General features: G+C 53.0%; 24 protein-coding genes and 1 pseudogene. 8 read left to right on the forward strand and 17 right to left on the reverse strand.

Annotation, left to right across the window (positions count from 1 at the left end; all coding sequences use genetic code 11):
* The 3 genes from NOM06_RS19175 to uvrD form a co-directional block, all read left to right on the forward strand.
* A partial coding sequence (locus tag NOM06_RS19175) for a hypothetical protein (protein ID WP_255912770.1) occupies positions 1-554 on the forward strand: 554 nt, incomplete at its 5' end.
* A gap of 19 nt (positions 555-573) precedes the next feature.
* Positions 574-1,098, forward strand: coding sequence for a hypothetical protein (locus NOM06_RS19180; RefSeq protein WP_255912771.1), 525 nt, complete (start codon positions 574-576; stop codon positions 1,096-1,098).
* Positions 1,099-1,110: 12 nt separating this feature from the next.
* Complete coding sequence (uvrD, locus tag NOM06_RS19185) at positions 1,111-3,282, forward strand: DNA helicase II (protein ID WP_005340805.1); 2,172 nt, start codon at positions 1,111-1,113, stop codon at positions 3,280-3,282.
* 125 nt (positions 3,283-3,407) lie between these two features.
* Here the strand turns inward: uvrD and NOM06_RS19190 are convergent, their stop codons facing one another.
* The 5 genes and pseudogenes from NOM06_RS19190 to ydfZ all read right to left on the reverse strand — a co-directional run bounded on the left by NOM06_RS19190 (position 3,408) and on the right by ydfZ (position 6,872).
* Positions 3,408-4,535: a RelA/SpoT domain-containing protein gene (locus tag NOM06_RS19190; RefSeq protein WP_255912773.1), complete on the reverse strand. Its 1,128-nt coding sequence runs from the start codon at positions 4,533-4,535 to the stop codon at positions 3,408-3,410.
* A gap of 165 nt (positions 4,536-4,700) precedes the next feature.
* A pseudogene (locus NOM06_RS20950) lies at positions 4,701-4,937 on the reverse strand (transposase); the annotation flags it as partial.
* 44 nt (positions 4,938-4,981) lie between these two features.
* Positions 4,982-5,950 (reverse strand): hypothetical protein, encoded by a 969-nt coding sequence (locus NOM06_RS19195; RefSeq protein WP_108588402.1) that lies wholly within the window; start codon positions 5,948-5,950, stop codon positions 4,982-4,984.
* Between the two features lie 81 nt (positions 5,951-6,031).
* A complete protein-coding gene (locus tag NOM06_RS19200) occupies positions 6,032-6,469 on the reverse strand; it encodes a DUF2846 domain-containing protein (protein ID WP_342394060.1) in 438 nt (145 codons plus the stop codon).
* 205 nt (positions 6,470-6,674) lie between these two features.
* Entirely contained in the window at positions 6,675-6,872 is a 198-nt protein-coding gene (gene ydfZ / locus NOM06_RS19205; RefSeq protein ID WP_005357022.1) for a putative selenium delivery protein YdfZ, read from the reverse strand.
* Positions 6,873-7,182: 310 nt separating this feature from the next.
* Between ydfZ and NOM06_RS19210 the strand changes: the two genes are divergently transcribed.
* Positions 7,183-7,683: a DUF1993 domain-containing protein gene (locus NOM06_RS19210; RefSeq protein ID WP_108541594.1), complete on the forward strand. Its 501-nt coding sequence runs from the start codon at positions 7,183-7,185 to the stop codon at positions 7,681-7,683.
* A gap of 101 nt (positions 7,684-7,784) precedes the next feature.
* Here NOM06_RS19210 and NOM06_RS19215 read toward each other — a convergent pair whose 3' ends face one another.
* The 7 genes from NOM06_RS19215 to NOM06_RS19245 all read right to left on the reverse strand — a co-directional run bounded on the left by NOM06_RS19215 (position 7,785) and on the right by NOM06_RS19245 (position 13,379).
* Complete coding sequence (locus tag NOM06_RS19215; RefSeq protein WP_255912775.1) at positions 7,785-8,297, reverse strand: cupin domain-containing protein; 513 nt, start codon at positions 8,295-8,297, stop codon at positions 7,785-7,787.
* A 125-nt stretch (positions 8,298-8,422) separates the two neighbouring features.
* Complete coding sequence (locus NOM06_RS19220) at positions 8,423-8,785, reverse strand: cystatin domain-containing protein (protein WP_206900769.1); 363 nt, start codon at positions 8,783-8,785, stop codon at positions 8,423-8,425.
* Positions 8,786-8,885: 100 nt separating this feature from the next.
* Positions 8,886-9,542: a DUF3313 domain-containing protein gene (locus tag NOM06_RS19225; protein WP_255912777.1), complete on the reverse strand. Its 657-nt coding sequence runs from the start codon at positions 9,540-9,542 to the stop codon at positions 8,886-8,888.
* Positions 9,543-9,934: 392 nt separating this feature from the next.
* Positions 9,935-11,065 (reverse strand): PotD/PotF family extracellular solute-binding protein, encoded by a 1,131-nt coding sequence (locus tag NOM06_RS19230; protein WP_255912779.1) that lies wholly within the window; start codon positions 11,063-11,065, stop codon positions 9,935-9,937.
* Between the two features lie 57 nt (positions 11,066-11,122).
* Positions 11,123-11,758 (reverse strand): LysE family translocator, encoded by a 636-nt coding sequence (locus tag NOM06_RS19235; RefSeq protein ID WP_021230720.1) that lies wholly within the window; start codon positions 11,756-11,758, stop codon positions 11,123-11,125.
* A gap of 40 nt (positions 11,759-11,798) precedes the next feature.
* Positions 11,799-12,620, reverse strand: a complete 822-nt coding sequence (locus NOM06_RS19240) for an AraC family transcriptional regulator (protein WP_139399884.1) — start codon at positions 12,618-12,620, stop codon at positions 11,799-11,801.
* A gap of 60 nt (positions 12,621-12,680) precedes the next feature.
* Positions 12,681-13,379 carry a transporter substrate-binding domain-containing protein gene (locus NOM06_RS19245; protein ID WP_255912780.1) on the reverse strand — a complete coding sequence of 233 codons (699 nt, stop codon included), beginning with the start codon at positions 13,377-13,379 and terminating at the stop codon, positions 12,681-12,683.
* 318 nt (positions 13,380-13,697) lie between these two features.
* Between NOM06_RS19245 and NOM06_RS19250 the strand changes: the two genes are divergently transcribed.
* The gene (locus NOM06_RS19250) at positions 13,698-14,237 is read left to right on the forward strand and encodes a hypothetical protein (RefSeq protein ID WP_255912781.1); all 540 of its coding nucleotides are present in this window, start codon (positions 13,698-13,700) and stop codon (positions 14,235-14,237) included.
* A 43-nt stretch (positions 14,238-14,280) separates the two neighbouring features.
* On the opposite strand, the gene NOM06_RS19255 is transcribed toward NOM06_RS19250, so the two are convergent.
* Together NOM06_RS19255 and NOM06_RS19260 are read right to left on the reverse strand one after the other, a co-directional pair.
* Positions 14,281-15,480, reverse strand: a complete 1,200-nt coding sequence (locus tag NOM06_RS19255) for a 3-deoxy-D-manno-octulosonic acid transferase (RefSeq protein WP_305120822.1) — start codon at positions 15,478-15,480, stop codon at positions 14,281-14,283.
* A 135-nt stretch (positions 15,481-15,615) separates the two neighbouring features.
* Positions 15,616-16,650 (reverse strand): glycosyltransferase family 9 protein, encoded by a 1,035-nt coding sequence (locus NOM06_RS19260; RefSeq protein ID WP_255912783.1) that lies wholly within the window; start codon positions 16,648-16,650, stop codon positions 15,616-15,618.
* Between the two features lie 494 nt (positions 16,651-17,144).
* Between NOM06_RS19260 and NOM06_RS19265 the strand changes: the two genes are divergently transcribed.
* Genes NOM06_RS19265 through NOM06_RS19275 form a run of 3 tightly spaced genes read left to right on the forward strand, consistent with a single transcriptional unit; the run spans position 17,145 to position 19,544 of the window.
* Positions 17,145-17,825 carry a glycosyltransferase family 25 protein gene (locus NOM06_RS19265; RefSeq protein WP_255912784.1) on the forward strand — a complete coding sequence of 227 codons (681 nt, stop codon included), beginning with the start codon at positions 17,145-17,147 and terminating at the stop codon, positions 17,823-17,825.
* Positions 17,822-18,931: a glycosyltransferase gene (locus NOM06_RS19270; protein WP_255912785.1), complete on the forward strand. Its 1,110-nt coding sequence runs from the start codon at positions 17,822-17,824 to the stop codon at positions 18,929-18,931. Before NOM06_RS19265 ends, NOM06_RS19270 begins: the two co-directional genes overlap by 4 nt.
* Positions 18,918-19,544 (forward strand): acyltransferase, encoded by a 627-nt coding sequence (locus tag NOM06_RS19275; RefSeq protein WP_255912786.1) that lies wholly within the window; start codon positions 18,918-18,920, stop codon positions 19,542-19,544. Before NOM06_RS19270 ends, NOM06_RS19275 begins: the two co-directional genes overlap by 14 nt.
* Positions 19,545-19,572: 28 nt before the next feature.
* On the opposite strand, the gene NOM06_RS19280 is transcribed toward NOM06_RS19275, so the two are convergent.
* From NOM06_RS19280 to rfaD, 3 genes are all read right to left on the reverse strand, one after another.
* On the reverse strand, positions 19,573-20,775 hold the full coding sequence (locus NOM06_RS19280; RefSeq protein WP_255912787.1) for an O-antigen ligase: 1,203 nt from the start codon (positions 20,773-20,775) through the stop codon (positions 19,573-19,575).
* Positions 20,772-22,541, reverse strand: coding sequence for a polysaccharide deacetylase family protein (locus tag NOM06_RS19285; RefSeq protein ID WP_255912788.1), 1,770 nt, complete (start codon positions 22,539-22,541; stop codon positions 20,772-20,774). The genes NOM06_RS19280 and NOM06_RS19285 overlap by 4 nt, the downstream gene beginning before the upstream one ends.
* 118 nt (positions 22,542-22,659) lie before the next feature.
* Positions 22,660-23,616 carry an ADP-glyceromanno-heptose 6-epimerase gene (gene rfaD / locus NOM06_RS19290; RefSeq protein ID WP_040069912.1) on the reverse strand — a complete coding sequence of 319 codons (957 nt, stop codon included), beginning with the start codon at positions 23,614-23,616 and terminating at the stop codon, positions 22,660-22,662.
* Positions 23,617-23,666 lie beyond the last annotated feature (50 nt).

Below are 23,666 nucleotides of genomic sequence, written 5' to 3' on the forward strand. Positions count from 1 at the left end.
ATGAGCGTTCACATTGGTCCGGAAATGGTGTTCACGTTGAACCGGAATCGGTGTTCATGATCGGCCGGAATATGCACCTGAACGGTCAGCAAGCGAGCGTCATCGTCGATTCCACCAATGGTAACGGCATCTCCGTCAAACTGGATTTGAACCCCTTCTTCAGCGAAGGGCTGGATCGTAATGACGTCGATGTACTCGTTGGCGCAGGCACCTGCGAAGGTAACATGGGTTCCTACTCCGAAGAGTACTCCAAGATGATGGGCAACCCGGTTTGCGGGTTGAGTCCAGCAGAAGTTGCTGCCATTCAGGAGAATAACTTCTGGATCATGCCGCAACTGAGTTTCAAAGTTGAATACACCTCAGACTTCGTCCAAAACGAGTTCGATCAAACGGCAAGCTACATCATGCACGTCACTCGCGCTCCGGTTGTTCCCTACCATACTGAAGTCACTCTGAAACCCCGTGAAGGCTCTACCTTCGGCAAGGTCTTCCTGGAGTGCCGTCGTACCGAAAACGGCCAGTCTGATGTCGTAGATTGTGCTGCGCTTCAGTAACCTCAACAGCCCGAGCATTGTGGCACTGCTTGCCACCATGCTCATCAGCTTCACTCCGGGCGCCTTGGCGCTCGGAGTCACAGAACACTACCGTGACTATTCGAACGCTGTATACGATGAGCAAGGGATGCTTGTTTATCGTATTTACGCCCGCGAATTTCATCGTGAACTCCTTCCCAAAAAGCTCTCGCTGCTCAGCCTATTCTCCATGCGCGCTGTCAATAACCAGCGATCACACTACGAGCAAGGTGTATTACTGCTGGGCGACTGCCCGCTCTATTTTGAAAAAGCCTATCTGAGCGAAATGAAACTGCGCCTCTATCGAGTTCATGGCACGCTGCCCGAAGGTAACGTGGTCGCAGCCGAGATGAGTTATCAGATAGCCACCCATGAAGTGGCAGGAGAAGACCTCACGTTCACCCCAACAGGTGAACAACGGCTGCTCCGAAAACGCCACTATCAAAAACAGCAACCTGTGCCACCTCGGGAATCATGCATTTCAGGATCGGCAGAACTTCCGTATAATCCCCGCCTGTATAAATAAACAGGAGTGGTGATGGACGTTTCAACCCTGCTCGACGGGCTCAACGACAAGCAAAGAGATGCCGTTGCGGCGCCCCGCAGCAACCTGCTGGTGCTGGCCGGTGCCGGTTCGGGCAAGACCCGGGTACTGGTGCACCGTATCGCCTGGCTGATGCAGGTGGAACGCTGTTCACCCTTCTCCATCATCGCGGTCACCTTTACCAACAAGGCGGCGGCCGAGATGCGCGGCCGGGTCGAGAAGGTGATCGGCGACGGCGTGCGCGGCATGTGGATCGGCACCTTCCACGGCATCGCCCACCGCTTGCTGCGGGCCCACCATCTGGATGCGGGCTTGCCGCAGGATTTCCAGATCCTCGACTCCGATGACCAGTACCGTCTCATTCGCCGGGTGCTCAAGGCGCTCAACCTCGACGAGAAGCACTGGGCCCCGCGTGCCGTGATGGGCTATATCAACGGCAAGAAGGACGAAGGGCTGCGCCCCGGCGACATCGACCTCTATGGCGACCCCGTCACCCGCACCTATCAGCAGATCTACAAGACCTATCAGGAGACCTGTGATCGCTCCGGTCTGGTGGACTTCGCCGAACTGCTGCTGCGCGCCCACGAGCTGTGGCTCAACAAGCCGCACATCCTCGAGCACTACCGCGACCGCTTCCAGAACATCCTGGTGGACGAGTTTCAGGATACCAACGGCATCCAGTACGCCTGGCTGCGGATGCTGGCGGGCAACAGCGGCAAGGTGATGATCGTCGGCGACGATGACCAGTCCATCTACGGCTGGCGCGGCGCCAAAATCGAGAACATCCAGCGCTTCCTGACCGACTATCAGGGCGCCGAGACCATCCGCCTCGAGCAGAACTACCGCTCCACCGCCAATATCCTCAAGGCCGCCAACAGCGTCATCGCCAACAACGCCGAGCGCCTTGGCAAGGAGCTGTGGACCGAAGGGGCCGAGGGCGAGCCGATTTCGCTCTACGCCGCCTTCAACGAGGTGGACGAAGCGCGCTTCGTGGTCGGCCGCCTCAAGGATTGGAAGGAAAAGGGCGGCCTCTTGGCCGACTGCGCCATCCTCTATCGCTCCAACGCCCAGTCACGGGTGCTGGAAGAGGCGCTGATGCAGGACGCCATGCCCTATCGCATCTACGGTGGCCTGCGCTTCTTCGAACGGCAGGAAATCAAAGACGCCATGGCCTACCTGCGGCTTATCAACAACCGTGGCGACGACGCCAGCTTCGAGCGGGTGGTCAACACCCCGACCCGCGGCATCGGCGATCGCACCCTCGAGATCCTGCGCGGCAACGCCCGCGATCAGGGGCTCAACCTGTGGCAATCGGCCAAGGCCCTGCTCAATGACAAGGTGCTGACCGGTCGCGCCGGTAATGCGGTGCGCGGCTTTGTCGAGCTGATCGACGCGCTGGAAGAGCAGGTCTCCCTGCTGCCACTGCACCAGCAGGCGGATATCGCCATCCAGAACTCCGGCCTCAAGGCGATGTATCTGGCGGAAAAAGGCGAGAAATCCCAGGCGCGGGTAGAGAACCTGGACGAACTGGTCACCGCCTGCCGCCAGTACCAGCGCCCGGACGAGCTGGAGGATATGAGCGATCTCTCCGCCTTCCTCGCCCACGCGGCGCTGGAGTCCGGCGAGAATCAGGCGGACGAATATGCCGACGCGGTGCAGCTGATGACCCTGCACAGCGCCAAAGGGCTGGAGTTCCCACTGGTGCTGCTGGTCGGCGTCGAAGAAGGCATGTTCCCCAGCCAGCAATCCACCGAGGAGTCGGGCCGGCTGGAAGAGGAGCGCCGTCTCTGTTACGTCGGCATGACCCGCGCCATGGAGAAGCTCTACATCTGTTATGCCGAGAGCCGCCGCATCTACGGTCGCGAGATGTTCCACAAGCCGAGCCGCTTTATCCGCGAGATGCCCGCCGAGTGTCTGGAAGAGATCCGGCTGCGCACTCAGGTCAGCCGCCCCACCCAGTACGGCCGCTTTAGCCAGAACGAGGTGCAGCAGAGCTTTGACGCCAGCGGCATCAAGCTCGGCCAGCGGGTGCTCCATCCGAAATTCGGCGAAGGGGTGGTACTCAACTTCGAAGGGGTCGGCCAGCAGAGCCGAGTGCAGATCCAGTTCGACGACGTCGGCGCCAAGTGGCTGGTGACGGCGTATGCCAGATTGGAAGCGCTGTGATTTTTCCCGCCTTTTGAAATAACCAACCCGGCTTAGGCCGGGTTGGTTTTTATATTGCCTATCGCGACAACTTTAAATACGCGATCGTCCGAATGCGCCTCGCTATTCGAACTCTATCGTTACATTTACCCGAATAGTCTCGACAGAAAACTCCTCTTCGGCTCGATTTCAACCTTAACAATACACGCAAGATGAAGAATGAAATCTGTTGAATCCGCAAAATAATTGGGATACGCCTCTTTAATACCACCGACAGCTGTTGTAGATACTAGGGCTACAACTAAATCCTTGTCACTTGCTGCAAGCTTCTCTGCATCAACATATTCTTTCTCTGCTGCCTCATTTTGACTTTTCTCAAAAAGAGATGTTGTGACAGTTGCTTTTTTTGTGTCAACCAATATCAAGGCGTAACCATCAAATGCATTCTCACTAATTCTACCATCTATTATTTTAAGTGAGTTTGAGTAAGCCTCCAACCTTTTTATTACATTCAGCTTTTTAGCCGCATGCTGAGCGGTAATACAAGATTTTTTTGCTTCTTCATCTAGCGCAAAAATACATTCCTTATACGCGGAGAGTTTTTGCATCAACGTGAAAGTGTCAAAAAGATGAATGCTCTCCATAATTGCGAACTGCTGACTAACGCTCGCAAAAAACTCATGCCAATCACATTCACCCTGATTGGACTTCAAGGCTTGCCCTGTAAATAGATCAACTATTTCTAGAGTTGTTGCCCAATCGTGCTGAAGTCTAGTTCTTATCTGTAACTCGATACTTCGTTTACCCCCTAGTCCATTATCAAACTGCCCAATAAGATGATAGCCACGATATCCGTCATCTTTAGGATTTTCTATATAGTCCTTAGACCTTATCCTACCACTACCATTTTTGAATTCAGGTCTTTTTCGTAATTCCCTAACAATTTGTACAATTTTTTTTGGATTGGAAACGATAGCTCGACAGCCGCCAATGTCCTGCATGTTTTTCAATTTCATTTCTGGGAAGCGACGTAACTTTTTAACTATCGAAACGAATCGTTTTAATCGCTTAGCGAATATTGCATTTTTGTCTTTCTTCAATGATTGTTCTTGGAGAAGGATCAATGCGTTTTCTAATGCAACTTCATGGCTAAACCTCCAATAGGAGAGAGTATCAAATGCCTCGTTTAGTGATTGTTCATCATCAAATATCTCATCGGTGAGAAATTTTTCTCCTGCCCTTATCACTTGTTTGCCAGAATATGCTTCTTTCATTGATAACAACCACCCAATTTTTAGACCCACTGGGGTATAATCCAATAATAACAAGTTAAAATAATGTACGCACACATCTATGATGTAACTGGCCAATGATAGGGCCGTAGGTTCGATTAGCGAAGCGTAATCGGTCGCTTACAACGGAACAACCCTTTTAGGGGTTTACTCCAATCCCCCCGATGCCCCATCCACCGACCCGCACCAATCCGGCGGATAGACGCCATTCGCCACGTAACGATGGAAGGTGGAATACGGCCAATCTGCCACCCGCGTGACATGACCATGTTTGAGCAGGTTGATATGGACGTAATCCATATGGCGGCGGTAATCCTGCTCATCCCGGATCACGTGTTCCCAATAATGGCGTTGCCAGATGCCCCGCTCCCCGTGGCGTAGCCGATCTAGCTACGCCATTCTTTTAATAAAAAATAGGGGCTCCTCATTTAGGAAAACTCAATTTTTATCTGCAACTCTCTTGAGTAACCGGATGAGAATGCACCTTGAAAGATGGTAATTAAATTCAAGTTGGCACCGAAAGTAACATCTAAAAATGCAGTACCTTCATAGCTTTGCCCTGAGTTGTTATTTTTGATAATGTGTTCTGCCAATGCTTTCAGTTCTGGAAATGCCGTGATTTTATATAATGATGCCGATGCTCTTTCTACATCAAATACACCATGCAGTTTCATGTCAAAGCTAAATATATCTTTCCTCTTTAAGTTCAGGCCCAGTTTAGGTGCCAAAGAAATCACTTCTTTACTAATTGCAAGTTCTGCTCCCACTGAAGCCTCTGTCTTATCCGATATATATATTCTATTTGCATTGAGATTTAGGAACGTTTTTATTATTCCATCTTTGACATTTTCCCACATACATTGGGAATAATTGGATAGTTTGATAGGGATATTTGAGTTATCTATGGTGTAGATACCTACATCAATGTTATCTAGCCCAAATGCATTGGCAACAGAATCGGCATCACAAACAATTATCTCGGAATCGTCGGAATCCATGTTTTTAATTATCTGTTCAAATTGTTCTTTTAATTTAAACATTCCTTTAAATATCTCGTGGTTATACTCCACCTCTCCTTCCATAACAGTTTTTTTAGGAACTATAACAGACTTTAAAAGAAGACTCGCTCTCTGGTGATTTTTAGTACCTTTTGCTTTTGGGATCTCTTTTATTTGTAATTTTTTTTTGCTAGTTGCAGCCTGGTATAATACGGTGGCAGCGTATATAAAACTTGTTTTATAGGCAATGTTCTTTATTCCCCAGAGGATTTCGTTGTAAGTGCCATCTGGGGGGGTGAATTCCTTATGGATAAAATTAATAAAATCCGTATTCTCCCCATCAATAGTCACATAACCGCTATTGGCACTTGGTGTGTTAGAGACTAACAAAATATCCATGACTATCCTTAGCTTTATTCAATTAACAATGAGAGCGAATTTTCCATAAAAACACATCACGCAAAACATATTTTGAGGAGTTCACTTAACCAGCTTGCTCTCCATCACCCCTTGTTTGCCTTCTTCCTCACTGACCTGACTCAGCTTGGAGCGGGCCATCAGCAGGCCCATCTTGACCTCCTGCCATACGTAGTAGTTTTTACCCGCCTCGGTACTGAGGGTCAGGGTGGCATCGTTCTCCGACTTGGAGGTGATGGTGTGGCTGCCCGGCGTCACCTGCTTGAGGATGTAGGTGTGGGCCACGGTATCGCCGACCGCCATACCATCCACCAGCAGCGGCATTTTGACAGCCGCACCGAAGGTCTCGTTGCGATAGATATAGAGGTTGGCCGCATCCTTGGGCGCCACAAACTGCTTGGCCTGCGCGTCTGCGGTGGCATCGGCCATGGGTACGGAAGCACAACCGGAAAGCAGCGCCGCCGACAGCAGGGCGGCACTCATCACTATTTGCCTGAACATAGTCGTTATTTTTTAGTGGGTTAACGGGATTTAAAGGTTCGCATGAGCCTGCGCTGGCTGACAATCGCTCAAATCGAGCGGGATGTGACCCGGCTCAATTTTTCGGCATTTGGTGGGATGAAGGTGGGAGAACTCAGAAACCCGGCCGCCAGATGGGGCGCGGTGGCCGGGTGAATTGTAAAGAGTAGGGTGACAGGGAAAGGGATCAGCCTAGTCTAATCAACTCGATGGGGGCGTAGCGCTCACCGGAGTTTGCCAGCAGCACGCACTTCTCATGCTCCGCCTGATAGGGGGTCATATTGTCGGTGTGGGCCTCTTTCAGAAAATCGACTGCGCCAGTGGCGGCAATCATCACGCGCTGACCCTGGTTCAGCACATTGCGGTTACGGTCATAGATCTTCATCTCATTCTCCTTTTCTTGTGTCCTGGCGGATGCGCAGGCGTCTGTCCAGGACAACGGCATTCAGCCTACGCCCCTGAAAAAAGGTGATTTATGTCACAGATCAAAAAAGGGGCGATAAGGGACTCACAGGTTCAAAAAGCGAGCAGGGCTGCTTGGCCAGCTGCTGTCGCGCGAAGTAGCGCTGCCCTGCCCTTTCGTCGCGGCGGGCTCGAACCCGGCAGCGGTTGGGGTATATTGGTGGCCGATTAGCCAGTCTCATTCACCGTGACCGCACACGCGGGCCGCTGTTTCAACAAGATGGAGAGTGCTCATGAATCGCGACATTACCGCCCAGTTCATCAAGATGCTGACCAACCTCGACCACTGTCTGGCCAAGGCCGAAGCCCACGCCGCGGCGAAGCAGTTCAACGTGGAGAACTTCTTCGGCGAGCGGCTGATCGTCGATATGCTGCCCTTCAGCAAGCAGGTGCTGATCTGCTGCGATTCGGCCCGCACCGTGGTCGCCACCGCCAGCCACAGCGAGCTGCCGGCCATGGGCGATGAGCCCAACACCATCGCCGATCTGCGCGCCCATATCGGCAAGACCATCACCTATCTGCAAGGCAAGCTGGACGCGGACTACAGCCAGTACGCCAGCGGTCGTTACGTGCCCCACTGGGCGGGCGGCAAGGGGATGGATGGCCATACCTGCGTCCATGAGTACGGCATTCCCAACTTCTACTTCCACCTCACCATGGCCTACGCCCTGCTGCGCCGCGCCGGGGTCGATCTTGGCAAGCGCGACTATCTGGGCGGGCTCAACCTGCAATAAGCGCTGCACGCCACTGGCGGCAAACAGATAGCAAAAGCCTGCCACGCGGCAGGCTTTTTTATATCGGGTGGTGCAGATCTGGTGCGCAGAAGGGCTGCGTCCTAGAAGGGGCCGTTGCGCTCGCGCAGCTTGTCGGGCAGGCCGTCGTGATCCCCCAGCTCGCGCTCGGGTACGTCATCCCAGTGCAGCTTGCCGAGGGTGATATTGCGCTCGGGGTGCACGGCATAGTGGATGCGGTTGTCCTCCCGATCGGTATCGCCAATGCAGAGCAGGCGGACAGTCTCTTCGGTGTTGTTGATAAAGGCGTGGGCCAGCCCGTCACCGGCCTTGAAGCCTACCGAATCCCCCGGTTGCAGCCGATAGAGCACGCCGTCGAGCCAGACATCCGGCGTCCCTTCCAGCACGTGAACAAACTCGTCTTCAGTCTTTTCGGCGTGGGGCCAGCTGGTGCGATGGCCGGGTTCGACAATCTCGTGGTGAATACCGATGCGGCTAAAGCCGAAGTGTTTGCCGAGGGCACAGCCGCGGGAAAGGGGCTCCTGACTGCCGGAGTAGTAGCGCGGCGTCTGCTCTTGCAGCTCGCGCCAGTGTTTGATGCCGGGGTGGCGATTCATAGCGGTTCCTTTTCTATGAGGATGCAGTCACGGGAAGGGTCATCCTGACGGCCAGAATGCGGGGAGAAAAGCAGAAATTTTCTGGTCTGATGAGCCCCTCTGGCGAGGGGCACAATATGCGGGGATTACTTGGCCTTGACGCAAGGCAGGGGGGGAAGCTCGCCCTGTGCAGCCGTGCGGGTCATCTGGTAGTTCCCTTTCAGATCCCGATAGACACGGGTGTTCCACACCTCACCGTTGTCGAGCTGGAACTCGATGTCGTAGTTGACCCCGGAGACCACCTGGCTGCGCACCTCGCGGATGCTCTGCAGTTTGGCGGCCGTATTCATGCGAGCCAGCACGCTGGCCAGCGCGGCCTCTCCTTCAGCATTGGGCAATGGCTGACTCTGCCAGCCTCCCGCCATCGGCACACACTCCGGCGTGGATGATGTGGTACTGCAGGCACTCAACAGGCCAGCAACAAGGATGGGTAACAGCACACGTTTCATATCATTTTCTCCTGCCTTAAAAATGACCACCTTATCAATATCTTGCCATTAATGCAGCCAAAAAGGCTCCGGCTGCGCCCCGTTCAGACGCGATAAACCGTCAGCGGCCCAGATTGTCTGCCAGCTGTTTGGCGCGATTGGCCGCCCACTGGTCGATCATCTTCTCCATCTCCCCGGCGGTGATGGGTTCATCCTTGTGGGTGGTATCCGTGCTCTCGCGGGCATCCATCACCCGCACCAGCAGCTTGCCGCTTTGGGAGTCGAGCAGCTGGGCCATGCTGCCCACCTTGAGCAGATAGGGCTCCTTGCCGATCACTTCGCGGGTGACATTGATGGCGATCTTGGCTGGCAGCAGGTCACGCAGCTTGGGGTCGGGGCGGGTCAGGTCGAAGTTGGTGACGGCGGCCTGGATCCGCATCACTTTCGGGCCGGGGGCGGTGGCGATCTTGACGCCCTGCTTGATCAGCTCGCTTTGGAACTTGTCGTGGTAGTAGCGGCCAATCTGGTTCTGTTCGTTGGCGGTCAGCAGATACCACTGGCCGTTCTCCTGCCGGATAAACTGCAGCGGATCGAGCAGCACTTCATTGTATTGGCGCAGGTCAACGCCCGGCTCCTTGTAGACGCGCTGATTGGGGTTGCTCTCGCTCTGCTGGAAGGCTGTCAGCGGGATCGCCTGCAAGCTGTGGGATACCTGATTCTTGACGGCGCAGCCACCCAGAAGGGCCACAGCCACGGCAACCATCACGACCTTTTTCATATTTGCTCCTGCATTTTACTGTTTGTTTTTGCTGTGGATTTCGCACCACATGGCTGGAGAACCCGTGCCGGATGCCGCCAATGCCACAGAGAAATAACCTATTCATCACCTTCCCACAAGGGACAGATCAGGATTGTTCAGCTCACATCCAAGTTGTCACAATTGAGGCACTTTTGTACAGGGTCAGCCAGGGTATGAACGGCAATCTGGCGAGGGTTCGGTTATTTAATCCGGCTAAATGGGGCTGCGAAAAGCGCTCAGGTTTTTTTCAAACGATGGGGGCCAGCGAGCGGTGTGAGTTGAACGGGGGAATGCCCTGGAACGCGCGATGACTGATCATCAGCCATCTTGCGCAAACTTGCCTGCCGCCGGAGAAGCGGCAGGCTCATTCATCAGTTATCGAGATCCCAGGGGCACTGCTTGACAAGCCCCTCTTTGCCGCTGGCGACGATCGCCTGCTGCACCATCCGTTTGTAGCGATTCTTGATATGGGCGGGCAACGCGGGCACCAGCAGCCGCTCGTCAAACTCCGGCAGCGGGCGATCCGGCAGCACCGCCTGCTCCTGCGGGCTGAGGGGCGGCCGGGAGGCCATATTGCTGGCCGAGATGGTGGGCGTGCCCACCAGCATCTGGCGTTGCAGCGGCGCGCTCAGCAGAAAATCCACCAGCAGGTAGGCGGCCTTGAGCCGTGCGGGATCATCGCCCACATGGCGAGCGATGGAGAGCGCATCGAGGGCATAGATGGCCCCCTCCTGCACCATGGCGATCCGCCACTGCTGATCGTTCTGCTTGTTGCACTCCACCAACTCCAGCCCCCAGGTGGTGGCAAAGGTCTGCTGGCGCAGATCCTCGCAGCGGTTGGCCTGATTGAACCAGAAGCCGCGACTGGCTCGCAGCCGCTGCGAGAGCTGCTGCTCCACCTCTTGCTGCAAGGTCTTGTCGGCCAGCATCTCGCCGCTGGCAAACAGGGCGGGCGACTTGCCCAGCGAGAGCAGCACCGAAAAGAGCAGCGGCTCGAACTGGTCGCAGAACTCGGCAAACTGGCCCGACGGCGAGCTGTTGGCAAGCACCTGCCAACTGGTGGGCGCTTGCGGCACCTGCTTGCTGTCATAAGCGAGGCTGAACATGGCGTAGGAGAAGGGCACCGAGTAGTTGCGCTCCCCCTGCTTGTCATACTCGGTGTTCTTGAGGGCGGGCTTCACCTCGGGGTAGTGCTGCAGGCGGCTGAAATCGATGGGGAGCAGCAGCTTGAACAGCGGCTGGTGATGGGCCTTGTAGAAGTAGCTGGTCGGCAGCACCACATCGGCGCTGCGGGTGCGCAGGGCGCGGTAGACGCTGTCGAAATCGGTCAGCAGCGGTTCGATCCGGCTGACCGTCGCCTCCACCCCATGGGCTTTGGCGTAGTCGGCAAACTGTTGTTCATAACCCGCAGGCAGATAGCCCCACTCCAGCAATTTGAGCTGAACCGGGGCCGCCAGCGCCGGGGTCATCCCCAACAACCAGCAAAGAGGCAGTAGACGCATGGCCGGGTACTCCTGACAGGTAAACCTTGTTGGAGTATAGGCCCATGCGCCCACCCGTCAGACCATCAGCTCGGCGCCCATGCTCGCCAGAATGGAGAGGCTGACCACCGCAAACAGCACGCCGGTCACCAGATTGAGCGGTCGCTGCACCCGCAGCAGCAGGCGCTGGGCACGATCGGTGGAGAGGCTCCACGCCAGCAGCCCGAACCAACAGAGGGAGATGATGAAGAGCTCGCCCACCAGCAGGCTGCGGGTCATTCCATCCACCTCTGGCGTCACCATGGCGGCCAGCAGACCGATAAAGAACACCAGCGCCTTGGGGTTAAGCAGGTTGGTGGCAAGGCCAGTGCGCACGCCCCTGCCCCAGCCGCGCAGCTCGTTGGCGGCGCTGGCCATCACGGTACTGCTCTGCTGGCGAGCCGCCATCAGGGCGCCCCACCCCAACCAGCCCAGATAGAGGGCGCCGCAGCACTTGATCACCATAAACAGCAGCGGGTGACTGGCAATCAGCATGCTGATCCCGGTCAGGCTCAGGGTGGCGTGCACCATGATCGCCAGCGAGATGCCCAGCGCCGCGCCAAGGGCGGTCGGCCGGTGCAGGCTGGTGCGCAGGATCAGGGCGAAATCGGGGCCGGGGCTGGCCAGTGCAATCAGGTGCATCAGGCCGAGGGTAACGAACAGACTGGTCAGCATAACAACTCTCGCTTTAACGACGGAGAGTCAGCATGGCGGATCAGCGGGGGGCGCGGCTTGTAAAAGATTGCATCTGGGCACGAAATTCGGCGGGTGTCAGACCGAATGCCTGGCGAAAGCCGTGGTGGAAGTGACTCTGATCGAAGAAGCCGACCGCCAGCGCCACCTCGCTCACCGCCATCCCGCTCGCCAGCAACCGCTTGCCCTGTTCCAGCCGCAGCCGTTTCAGCCAGGCGTAGGGGGTCATGCCGCTGCGCTTCTTGAACTGACGCAGGAAGGCGAAACGGTCGAGCCCGAGCAGCCCCGCCAGCTCTTCCAGCGAGTGGGGCTCGTCGAGGGCGGCCATCAGGTAGTCGCGAAGGAATCGCAGTTGGGGATCGGCAAGCTGGTGTACCTCGGGGGCCAGATGCAGCAGCTCCCCCAGCAGGGCGAGCAGCTGGCTCTCGATCAGCAGGCCATCAGCCTTGGGGTTGTCGAGATAGCCGTGTAGCTGGGCAAAGCCCTGATAGAGGTCGGGGCGGCTCTGCAATCCCTTGTCGAAGAAGGGTTCCGGCTGCTCCGGCAGCCAGAGCGCCAGCTGCTGCGGATCGATGGCGAAGACCCGCACCTCATACCCTTCCGGCAACAGGCTGAGGCCGTCGTGCACCTCATCCGGGTTAACGGTAGAGAGCACCCCGCGCACCAGATGGTGACTGTTTCCCTTATGGATAAACTTCTGGCCACCCCGCTGCACCAGCCCGATATGGTAGTCGAGATGGACATGGCGGCCGTAGCTGAACGCCCTGTGGTGGGAGTGTGACAGCTCGACCCCCGGCAGGTGCGGGGATTGCCAGTAGCGGATAAGGGAATCGGTGGTACTCATGGCTTATAGATACACCAGCAGCGGGCCTTGAACTTGTAGATTATTGCACGCAACCCCCTCTCAACGCCCCCACAGCCGCGGGGTTGACTCCACCAGCGAGGCAAGCGGCACCCGCTCCACCATCTGACGCATCTGTTGCACCAGCTCGGGATTGCCATCCCCCAACGACTTGTTCAGCACGATATGCACCTGCAGCGGGGTGACCGGCAGGTAGATGAGGCGGGTCGCCGCAGGAAGCTTGGCACGAAAATGGTTGGCAGAAATATCGTTGGAGAAGAGCGCGGCATCAATCCGCCCGCGCAGCAACTTCTGCATGTTGCCATGCTCCCAGCTGAGCTGGGAGAGGGTGTCGATGTGGATCTGCGGATGCTGCAACAGCGGCGGCACGATCGCCTGGCTCGACCAGCCGATGGTGGTGCCGTAGAGATCCTCCTGCCGCTCAACCGCATGAAGTCGCGATGGTACCAGTACCACCAGCACCGGCCGCAGCAGCAACAGGTGGGGGTCGATATAGCGGAAATGACGAGCACGCTCGGGACTGTAACTCAGCAACGGGGTCAGATCGCACTCGCCGCTCTCGAGGTTGCTGAGCAGCCGCGCCACATTGAGCCCCTGCCACTCGATGGTGCGTCCGATTACGGGTTCGATATGACGGCGAAAGTAGTCGATCACCGGCCCGGAGACCTTGCCCTGCTGATCAATGGTGACCAGCGGCGCCAACTGGAAGACACATCCCCGCAGTGGCGCGTTGATCGCCACGGCTTGGCTGATGGGTATAAGAGGGAGAAGAAGTGTCGATAGCAGTAATACCAAACGCGTGCCCGAACGAGAGATGCCCATAAGTGCCGACCCGATGCCCTGATAGCCATCAGCATGGCACAAGGCAGTAGGGCGGGCTATCCGCTCCCGCCGCGCTTCGGCCTCTTGCCCCCCCTACTCCCATGACCAATGGCCCCCCGTTTTATTGAAGTGAAAATCAATAATTCCGCGGCTTTGATGGATTTTGGTCTCTTTGAGATATAGTGCGGCCCCATTCATCAAACCGGCGGGTGAGCGCCCAGCCGGACAGGTAAATTCATGAGACTGTTTTTGCTGTTGTTGTCGTTGTTTGCTGCGACCGTAAATTCTGATGAAAAGCCGCGCCTGCCCTATTACGACTGGGGTCGCTGCCCGTTTGAGGGTTGTACCTATCAGTCGTGGACCACCAAGCAAGAGGTGATCGTCAGAGCCGAACCATCCCTGACGGCCAAAGCGCTGTTCCGGCTACCTCGCGGCCAGCAGGTGGAAGGGCTGACCGGGGTCGTCATTACCGAACAACCGGGGATCGTCGAGATACTCAGATCGGTCAAGCTGGGCTATAGCAAGGAGGGAAAAGGGCCGCTGCTGAATATGAAGGCAGGGGAAACGCTTTATATCCTCGGCGGACTGGGCGAAGGCAATAGCCTGTTCTGGTACAAGGGCAAAACCTACATTCTCGATTATGACTATGCGCGCAAAGAGATCAGATACGGCCGGTCACCGCAGAACCAGTGGTGGGTAAAAATTCGGGACAAGCAGGGGCGTGAGGGTTGGGTTGCCGAAGCCAAAAACTTCGCCCATATGGACCGTTTCGAATAGTGACAGCCAGCCCCCCGAGATCGGGGAGCTGGCCGTGGATGACTCACTGCTTGGGTTGCAGCTTCATCTCTTGCAGATACTCCAGCACCTGGGTTTTGTAGTCCGCCTGATAGGAGAACTTGGTGCTGTCGCACGCCGCGATCAGGTTCACCGCGGTGCAGAACAGGGTTGCCGCCAGCAGCCCCTTGCCAACCCACTGCGGGTAACGACGGCTCCAACGCACCAGTAACAGCAGGATCGGGAACAAGGCGTAGGGGAAGATCAGCATCAGGTGCCAGTAGTTGAAGATGATGGGCGACAGCGCCGCACTCACCAGCACAGCCAGCACCGCCGCCAGCGCATAGAGACCGAGCCAGCTTTCACCATCCACTGGCGCGCGGTCGCTACGCAACAGACGCGGCTTGAGTTCGCGCCACAGCTGCCAGTTGGCCTTGGCCGCCAGCAATACGGTCGCCGAGCCCACTCCGTAGATCACCACCCGCCACAGCCAGACTGCCGCCATCTGCAGGTATTCGTGCCCAGCCAGCCAGATGAACTGGGTGTCGTTGACCAGCTTGCTGGCAAACAGCCAGGAGCCGTAGCGCAGCCAGTAGAGCACTGATTTCAGCACCGGATAGACATGCACCAGCCCCCAGCCGATATAGCGCTGGCGCGCCTCGGGATCGACGTTCTGGGTAATATGACTGTTACTCATCACTTCCATGGCATAAGGGATCAGGGAGGCACCGATCAGCAGGGTAGCCACCACCACCCCGTTCCAGCTCACCTTGAGAATGCGGCGCCAGAACAGATAGGTGGACATTACCGCCAGCAGCGGCCAGGAGTAGTGCAGCTGCATCGCCATGCCGATGGCCAGCAGGTGAACAATCATGTGCCAGAAGGAGGCCCGCTCGCGCATATGCCAGGCAGACCAGCAGTGCATGGCCGAGAAAAGGAACAGATAGGAGGGGTTGTAGAGCAGACTCTCGTACTGGAACCAGGGGTTGAGCCAGCAGAGCACCAGAAACAGCAGACGCACCCTGTCATCAAACACCTGACGGATCACTGCATCAAACAGCAGGAATCCGACCAACCGCATCGCCAGCAGCAACACCATGGGGGCATAGGGAGAATCCCACAGCAGCAGCGGCCCGCCGATCAGCCAGGCCGACAAACTCCCCGGCACATTGCCCACCGCACTCGCCGCATTGCCATAGCTGAGCCAGACCCCCTCATAAGCTCCAAGGTAACCCTTGTAGAGCATCTGGGTCTGGTCGCCGGTGAGGAGTTGGTGATCGGAAAACAACCAGGAAAGCAGCAACCCTCCGCCAAGCCCCAGATAAAACAACACACTGGCCCCGTATCTCTTGTGCAATTCGTTCAATCCCTGTGACTCCTGTTATTTAGGGTTCTTGCTATCCAACGAGGCAACCCATCTGGAGAAGGTCTGCTCGAACTCATTCATATCCAGCGAATTGATATCCTGACTGGCCAACGACTTGGAAAACAGCGTCATCGCATCCTGAGTGTTGGGGTGCCACTCCGCGTAGTTTTCACCTCCCCCGCCCAGATCAGGGTTATAGAGCCCCAGGATCGGCAAGGCCAACCCCGCCGCAATATGTACGGTGGCGGTATCAACCGACACCAGACCAACCGAGTGACGCAGTTGGGTAAAGAGTCCGCCAAGCGATGGGGTCTCTGGCGACAGCAGAACCCGAGCAGGCTCGCTGGCTTTCTCGCGCAATATGGCCACTTCCTTCTCCATTCCGGGCGGGAACAGCAGGCAGAGAGTTTGCGGACAATGGGCCAGCATCAGCTCCAGCATGCGGGCAATCATATCCGGCCGCAGACGGCGGGCACCGCCACTACCATAGGGGTTAAACGCGATCACCTGCTGCGTGGCAGGCCACCATGCTGCCAGATTTTGCTCCCACTCGGAACTTTGAGGGATCACATATCGGGTATCGGGATCGTGAATCCCCATGCTATCCAGCAGCGCCGCGAACTTGTCAGCAAAGTGGCGTCCGGCAGTGCGTTCGCCAAGCTTGATATCAATGGAAGCCAGCGCATCATCCATGCCAGCAATGTGGCAGGCATCGACCTGATTCAAAAAGTAGATATCTTTCATCTTCAGTGACTTGCCAAGATGGACCAGATATCCGACCCGCCCAAGAGAGTGCGCCAGAGCTTTAAGCTCGCCATAAGCTGGGCGCTTGGGTACCTCGATGACCCGATCAGCCCCCAGATGATCGCGAAATAGCGGCGCCATGGCACGGGTCGTCACAACCCACACCTCCCGCTCGGGCTGAGCTCGGCGAATTTCTCGTGCGACCCATGAAGAGACGATAGCATCACCCAACTTGGCATCCCAACGAAGCAGCACCACCTTGCCACTGTCACTGTCAGCCGGACGACTCCGCTCTCGGTCAAACAAAAAAAGCCCCACTCGACGACGAACTGTGTCACGCGCTAGTTGTAGCTTATTAATCAGCCCCATGGAGACCTCAGAATAAAAATAAAGGGGAGCAGAATACCAAGATATCGAACAGATTGGCAGCACTCTCCCAAACTGCTCAATGCTCACAGTGAAAATAGAAGACTTCTTTATATCCCCAAAAACTCATACTTCCGGGAAACAGAATTACTTAAAAATTTTATTATATACATTAGTAACGATAGTAAACTGTCAGTTTTTTAAATATTGCCAATCCAATTAACTGCCCATCACAATGACCCATATATAAATTTACCCCTCCCCCAACAAAAAAACCACCTTCATTAACTTTACTGCCATGATTATTTAGTCAGGCCTAACCCCTCAACTCTCAACTATAATCCTTCCATAAATATGAGAAGAACGAGGAATACTAGAATATCAAGTTGAAAAATGCTATAGTTTCCAAATAGCCTATGAGAGCCACTACTAATATGAACCTCAAAATTTACATTATCAGTCTTGAAAAAAATAAAGAACGCCAGCACCTCATTACAAAAAGGATGATGCAACTTGGTCTGGATTTTGAGTTTTTCTTTGGCGTGGATGGTTCATTACTAACCCAGGCTGAACTCTCTCAGGTAGACCAACAATATTGCCGCACGCATTTTAATCATGAAATGAACCCATCTGAAGTTGGATGTGCAATGAGCCATATTCGCATCTATGAAAAAATGATCTCAGATAATATACATCACGCTCTAATTTTAGAAGATGATACTTATGTTCTTTCATGCGTACCAGATATTCTATCATCTATAATGCAGCGACCTAATTTTGATATGCTATATCTATTCCACGGAAAAGCCAAACGCTGGCCATTGTCGCATAAACTGCCACACGACTACCGTTTGGTCAGGTACAGATCGCCATCTAAAAACTCTAAGAGATGTATTATAGGTGCGGTTGCTTACATCCTCTCCATCAATGGGGCAAAAAAACTTCTCAACCATGCCTATCCAATAAGAATGCCGGCAGATTATCTTACCGGATTGATACAAAGAAGTAGGCTTATAACATATGGCATTGAACCTAACTGTGTGGATACGGGTCATCTTGATACAACTATACCAAATAGAAACTATGGTTCACATATCGAGAGTAATAGAAAATGAAAATCTCTTTTCTTATTAATAGTCTAGATATGGGAGGTGCTGAAAAAGTACTACTCACATATGTCCAGGCATTATCCAGACTTGGATTATATAATATTTCTGTTATCACAAACAAACCATCAGCCTCCAAAATACAGGCAAAGATGGAGGAGTATGCGAATTGTCATTCAATATTTAGTCTCTATGAATACAATAATACGAGCCCAATTATTAAAGCATATAAATCCATAAAAAGACGGATTATGCTCCATCTTTTTTTAAAAAAGACAGATGTTATAATCGATTTTTTAGATTGCGACTTCGACAGATATATAAAATCCTTCAAGCAAAAAAAAATAACCTATCTTCACTCCAGCTTCCAGCATCTTATGAGAAGGAAAAAAAACATCGCTGAACGCTGCAATATATATGATGCAATCATTACTATTTGCCAAGATATGCATTCTGAGATCCATAGTTTTTCTCCTCAATGGATCGATAAGGCCCATGTCATATATAACCCCTTCAATTTCGAAGACCTGAAAAATAGCAGTATTGACTACTCACTGCTGACAGAGTCCACACTGAATATATTGAATAGCGAATATATACTCACAGTATGTCGACTAAATGAAGAAACCAAAGATATAGCTACCTTGTTAGATGCTTACTATCTGGCTAGACAACAAGGTTGCAACCAAGACTTGGTAATTATTGGAGATGGCCCCGATAAAGTTAATCTTGAGCAGAAAGCAACAGCATTAAATTTGGCAAAACATGTTATTTTTATTGGGGAGTGTGAAAATCCATATGTATGGATGAAGCATGCCAAAAAATTTGTATTGAGCTCTAAAGATGAAGGCTTTGGGTTGGTCATAGTAGAGGCGTTATATTTAAATGGTAACGTTATCTCTAGCGATTGCTACATAGGTCCCAGTGAAATATTAAAACGTGGCATGCTTGGCGAACTCTTTGATGTAGGAAATAAACAGGCTCTATCTAATCTCCTGAATCAACCATCCACCCAGATGCCATTACAGGATGGTCAGTTAGATATTTATCGTGCTGATAACTCAGTCCTAATGCTGCATAAATTAATATCAGGTATATCAAATGCTATCAATTAGTCAGCTGTTTTATAGAAATATTTTTAAGATACATAGAGGGAATTATTTTGATTGCCTCGGAAGAATGCGTTTATGTCAATTGACAATAAAAGGTAACAACAACATTGTCAATATATCAAAAAATACGAAAATGCGCAGATGCAAAATAATAGTGACCGGTAATAACAACCGTATTAACATTGGCGAGGAATGTGATTTACACAACACCACAATCCATATTGATAACGTTGGTGGTAAAATAGCAATAGGTGATTGCACCAGTATTGCCGGCGCCACGATAGTATCATACGAACCTCACGAAATAAATATTGGCTCAGACTGTATGCTGTCTTATGGGATAGAAATACGTAATACTGACTCACACAAAATAATCAATGTTGACTCTGGGGAATGGCTTAACAAAGGAAGGCCTATCCATATCGAATCACATGTGTGGCTGGCTGCGCGTTGTACTATATTAAAGGGAACACATATTGGTCATGACTCTATCATTGGAGCAAATAGCTTAGTTTCGGGTAAAATTCCATCTCATGTAATAGCAACAGGACAACCGGCCAAAATAATCAGAGAAAATGTATCATGGAATAGAGAATCTGTTATTCCAAATAAATAGGGCCTCTAGCAAGGCCCCATCTTACGCCTTAACATTCAGCTTCTATATCTCTGACCAAGGTCGAAAACAACAGAGAGAATAAGAAGATATATAGGGTTTCTTTTTGTTCCAATGGCACATCGGTCAAACCGGATACGCAATATGCCAAGGCTAAATACATACCTAAAAAACCAAACCTGTTTCTCATAAATATGGGGGCGGCTAATAAAATCATCATGGGGATAAAGCCTACAAGCCCTCGCATCACCAATTGATTCAGAAATTGATTATGAGCATGTGGCATACCTAAACCAGCATCCCCCACTAGCAAAACAGGATTGATCTTGTGCTCAGAGACTTGCTGTTTTTTTAGCTCATCAATACCATCTTTGCCAACCCCAATGAATGGATATTCCAAAAAACCTAGCCATGCGCTTTTCCATACGACAAAACGCAATCCTATAGATGTTTGATAATTCCCTTTGTCCATTTGGATAAAGTCATGCCTTACAGCATCCATTCGCTGTATAAATATATTCGAATTATAACTAAATGCGACGAGTATAATAATTAATCCTGGGAGGATAAATCTTATATTTTTGATGAGAATATGTCTGTTAATTGTGAAGTAAACAGCCATGACCACAATTAATGACAACCAGACTCCACGACTCTGAGATAGATATATCGCGACTAATGATAATCCAACCGCTATGATTGTTATTAATTTTTTTGTGATAGCTTGGCTTTCATGGAAAAGAACATGTAGATTGAGAATGAAAAGAACTAACGCCCCCTGAGTAAAAAGAATAGCATTTGTATACCCTCCAACCCGCGAAATCCCTTCACTGACCTCTTTAATGGCTAAGAATCCAACTATCCAGCCACCAGTAATGGCTCCATATATGGCATATTTTTTTATCAATTCGGTTTTAGGTACAAAAAAAACAAAGGCCGTAAAAAAAAATGTGATTCTGACAAGTGCGCTATCTTCCCCATGTGATAGCCGATTAAAAATCATCACAATCCCATAGATTAGTGTAATCCTTAATAAAAAGCCACAACCACTTTTTAACGTGGCGGTTTCTTTATTATAGATAAGATTCATCACCCCCAGTATTATTGAAATAACAACAAGAATAGATAAATAGCTATGGCCTCTTGCTGAGGCATATAAAAAACCAAAAGCAAAAAATATTGTTAGAGCAAAGAAATATTCAGTGATCTTCTCAATAGTTATGTTAGAAGTCATATGTAGGTTCGACGAAACACATAATTCCCACGGATCTTGCGCCACAGCCCAAACACGTCAGTACGGGGAAAAATGGCAATCCGGCGGATCTGGAAAGGGTCCTGGTGCATTGCTTTGGGGCCACTATTGGTAGCGACGGCAAAACGATACCCAGCAGCGATAGCCTGCTCCTTGGCGCTGTCGTTCATATCTCCGTAAGGGTAGGCAAACGAGAGCAGCGGATGGCCAAGCAGGGCCTCCAGTTGGCGTTTATTCTCCTGAATTTCATGGGCTTGTTGTTCGGGTGTGAGCTTGCTCAAGCGGGGGTGAGTCAGGGTATGACCACCAATTTCCACATGACCGCTGGCGGCCAGCGCCTTGACCTGCTCACCACTCATCAATGAGACCTTGGTGTCCGGATTGGTCGGATGCTCCACATCCCAACGGTTATAGCCTTCACCGGTGACCACGTACACCACGGCTTTGTAACCATATTTTTCCAGCAGTGGCAGCATGCGGGTCAGGTTGTCCTGATAGCCGTCATCGGCGGTGATCATCAGGTACTTCTTGCCATATTGCAGACGGTGGATAAAGCCTTTGTCCGCCAAATCGCGGAAAGTCAGGGTTTCGTAGCCTAGCCACTTCATCAGGCGCAGATGCTTCTCGAACATGGTGATCGGCATCCAGGTACCATGCACTCCTTTCTCGCTATCCTGCTCGATAAAACGGTGGTACATGATGACGGGCATCTCGCGGCGCAGTGTTTCGACTACGGCATCCTGATAGATGGTTTCGAGGCCAGATACTACCCCCTGCAAGCCATACTCATCTTGAATGCGTTGCCGAATGGCTTCCGGCACCGTCGTGCTGGTCAAAGCGGTCTCGATTTCTCCCTTAAGGGCAGCAAAATCGATAGCCAGATCCTTGGGGCCGATATCGCCAAAATTACTCGCCAGAGCATCATCCAGATTCTGTTCGGTCACCAGACCTATGGCCCTGGCTTCACCAATAGCAAAGGCGGGCCGACCGCAGAGCAGAGCTTCCATCGCTACCCGACCGGCGCCGATCACCAGATCGCAACTCGCCAGCAGAGCGGGCACATCATCGACATAACCGACAAACTCGGCACGGCCTTCGAAACGGGCAAAGCGCTCCGGAACCTTGGTACCGCTGACAATCCGCACCTTGCAGGCATCCAGATCGAGTACCTCGTCGAGCAGACGGTAACAGAGCTCCCCTTTGGGGCCGCTCAAACGGCCAATGATGGCAATTACCGGCTTTGGATTATCCGGCGCAGGCACAGGCTGGAATTTGTCGGTTTCGATACCGTTGCGCAGCACCTGCACAATCGCGGGATCCACTCCCAGATTGTCGACTATCTGATGGGCAATATCTTCACAAACGGCAACCGCCCGATAGCCGAGTGCATGGAAGGCCTTGCGCGAAGCGTGCACCGGTTGGCGACCATGCACCGTGGTGATCATCGGGGTGCCAGTCAGCTTGCAAGCCACATAGCTGCTCCAGCCGGAGGCGCGGGAGTGAGCATGCACCAACTGGATATGGTGCTTCTTGATGAGGTAGATAAGGTAGAAGACGTGCCAGAAGCGGCGCAGAATGCTGCGCTTGTTGAATCTCAGCTTGAAGACTGGGCCAAGAGTCGGCTTGGTCAGGGTATCTGATACATAAAAGACGTTGTGACCACGCCGGGTCAGTTCGTTACCGACCGTAGTGGCATAGACCTCAGCTCCCGTTACCTCGAGCTGGGAGAGTGCCATCAATATATTCATCGCGCGGTTACCCGGTAGAGAAGAGAGGAACGGCAAGCAGCCACAGAGACCAGAAACCGGAAGCAGGCGAGTGCCCACTTCCGGTTTTGCGCTCAAACTGCTGCGTTGTGCTCACCCGTTAGCGGTTGAGCCAGGCCATGTAATCCGCTACCCCTTCGGCAACGGTTTTAAACTCGGCGTCATAACCCACGCTGCGCAGCTTGGTCATGTCAGCCTGGGTGAAGCTCTGGTAGCGACCCTTGAGGTGATCCGGGAAGGGGATGTATTCGATAGACCCCTTCTGATGATGCTTGATCACCGCTTCGGCCACGTTCTGGAATGGCTCGGCACGGCCGGTACCGCAGTTGAAAATGCCGGAGTGCTGCGGGTTCTGCCAGAACCACAGGTTTACCTTGCAGACGTCGTCGATATAGATGAAGTCACGCATCTGACCACCGTTCGGGAAGCCATCGCAACCTTCGAACAGCTTGGGATTCTCGCCCTTCTTCACCTGGGTGTTGAGGTGGAAGGCGACGGAAGCCATGGAGCCTTTGTGCTGCTCGCGCGGGCCGTAGACGTTGAAGTACTTGAGGCCAACGACCTGAGAGTTGATCTCCGGCATCCAGCGGCGCACGTACTGGTCAAACAGCTGCTTGGAGTAGCCGTAGACGTTGAGCGGCTGTTCGAACTTGGGATCTTCGATGAAGTTGTCGTTGCGGCCACCGTAGGTCGCGGCAGAAGAGGCGTAAATGAACGGGATTTCACGCTCGATGCAGTAGTGGAACAGATCCTTGGAGTACTCGTAGTTGACCTCCATGATGAACTTGCCGTTCCACTCGGTAGTCGCAGAGCAGGCGCCTTCGTGGAAGATCACCTCGATACCGTTGTCCCACTCTTCAAACTCGTCGCCGGAGACGATGCGAGCCTGAAACTCGTCTTTGTCCATGTAGTCAGCGATGGTCAGATCGACCAGGTTGACGAACTTGGTGCCGTCGGTCAGGTCATCAATGACCACGATATCGGTCCGTCCTTGAGCGTTCAGCTGCTTGACCAGATTGCTGCCGATAAAGCCAGCACCGCCAGTTACTACGATCATGGAGTTTGCCTCTCGTACGTTGATGGCTACATGTGACTGCTTGTTAAAGC

The organism is Aeromonas sp. JL9, assembly GCF_024436075.1.
In the GTDB taxonomy this organism is placed as follows: domain Bacteria; phylum Pseudomonadota; class Gammaproteobacteria; order Enterobacterales; family Aeromonadaceae; genus Aeromonas; species Aeromonas veronii.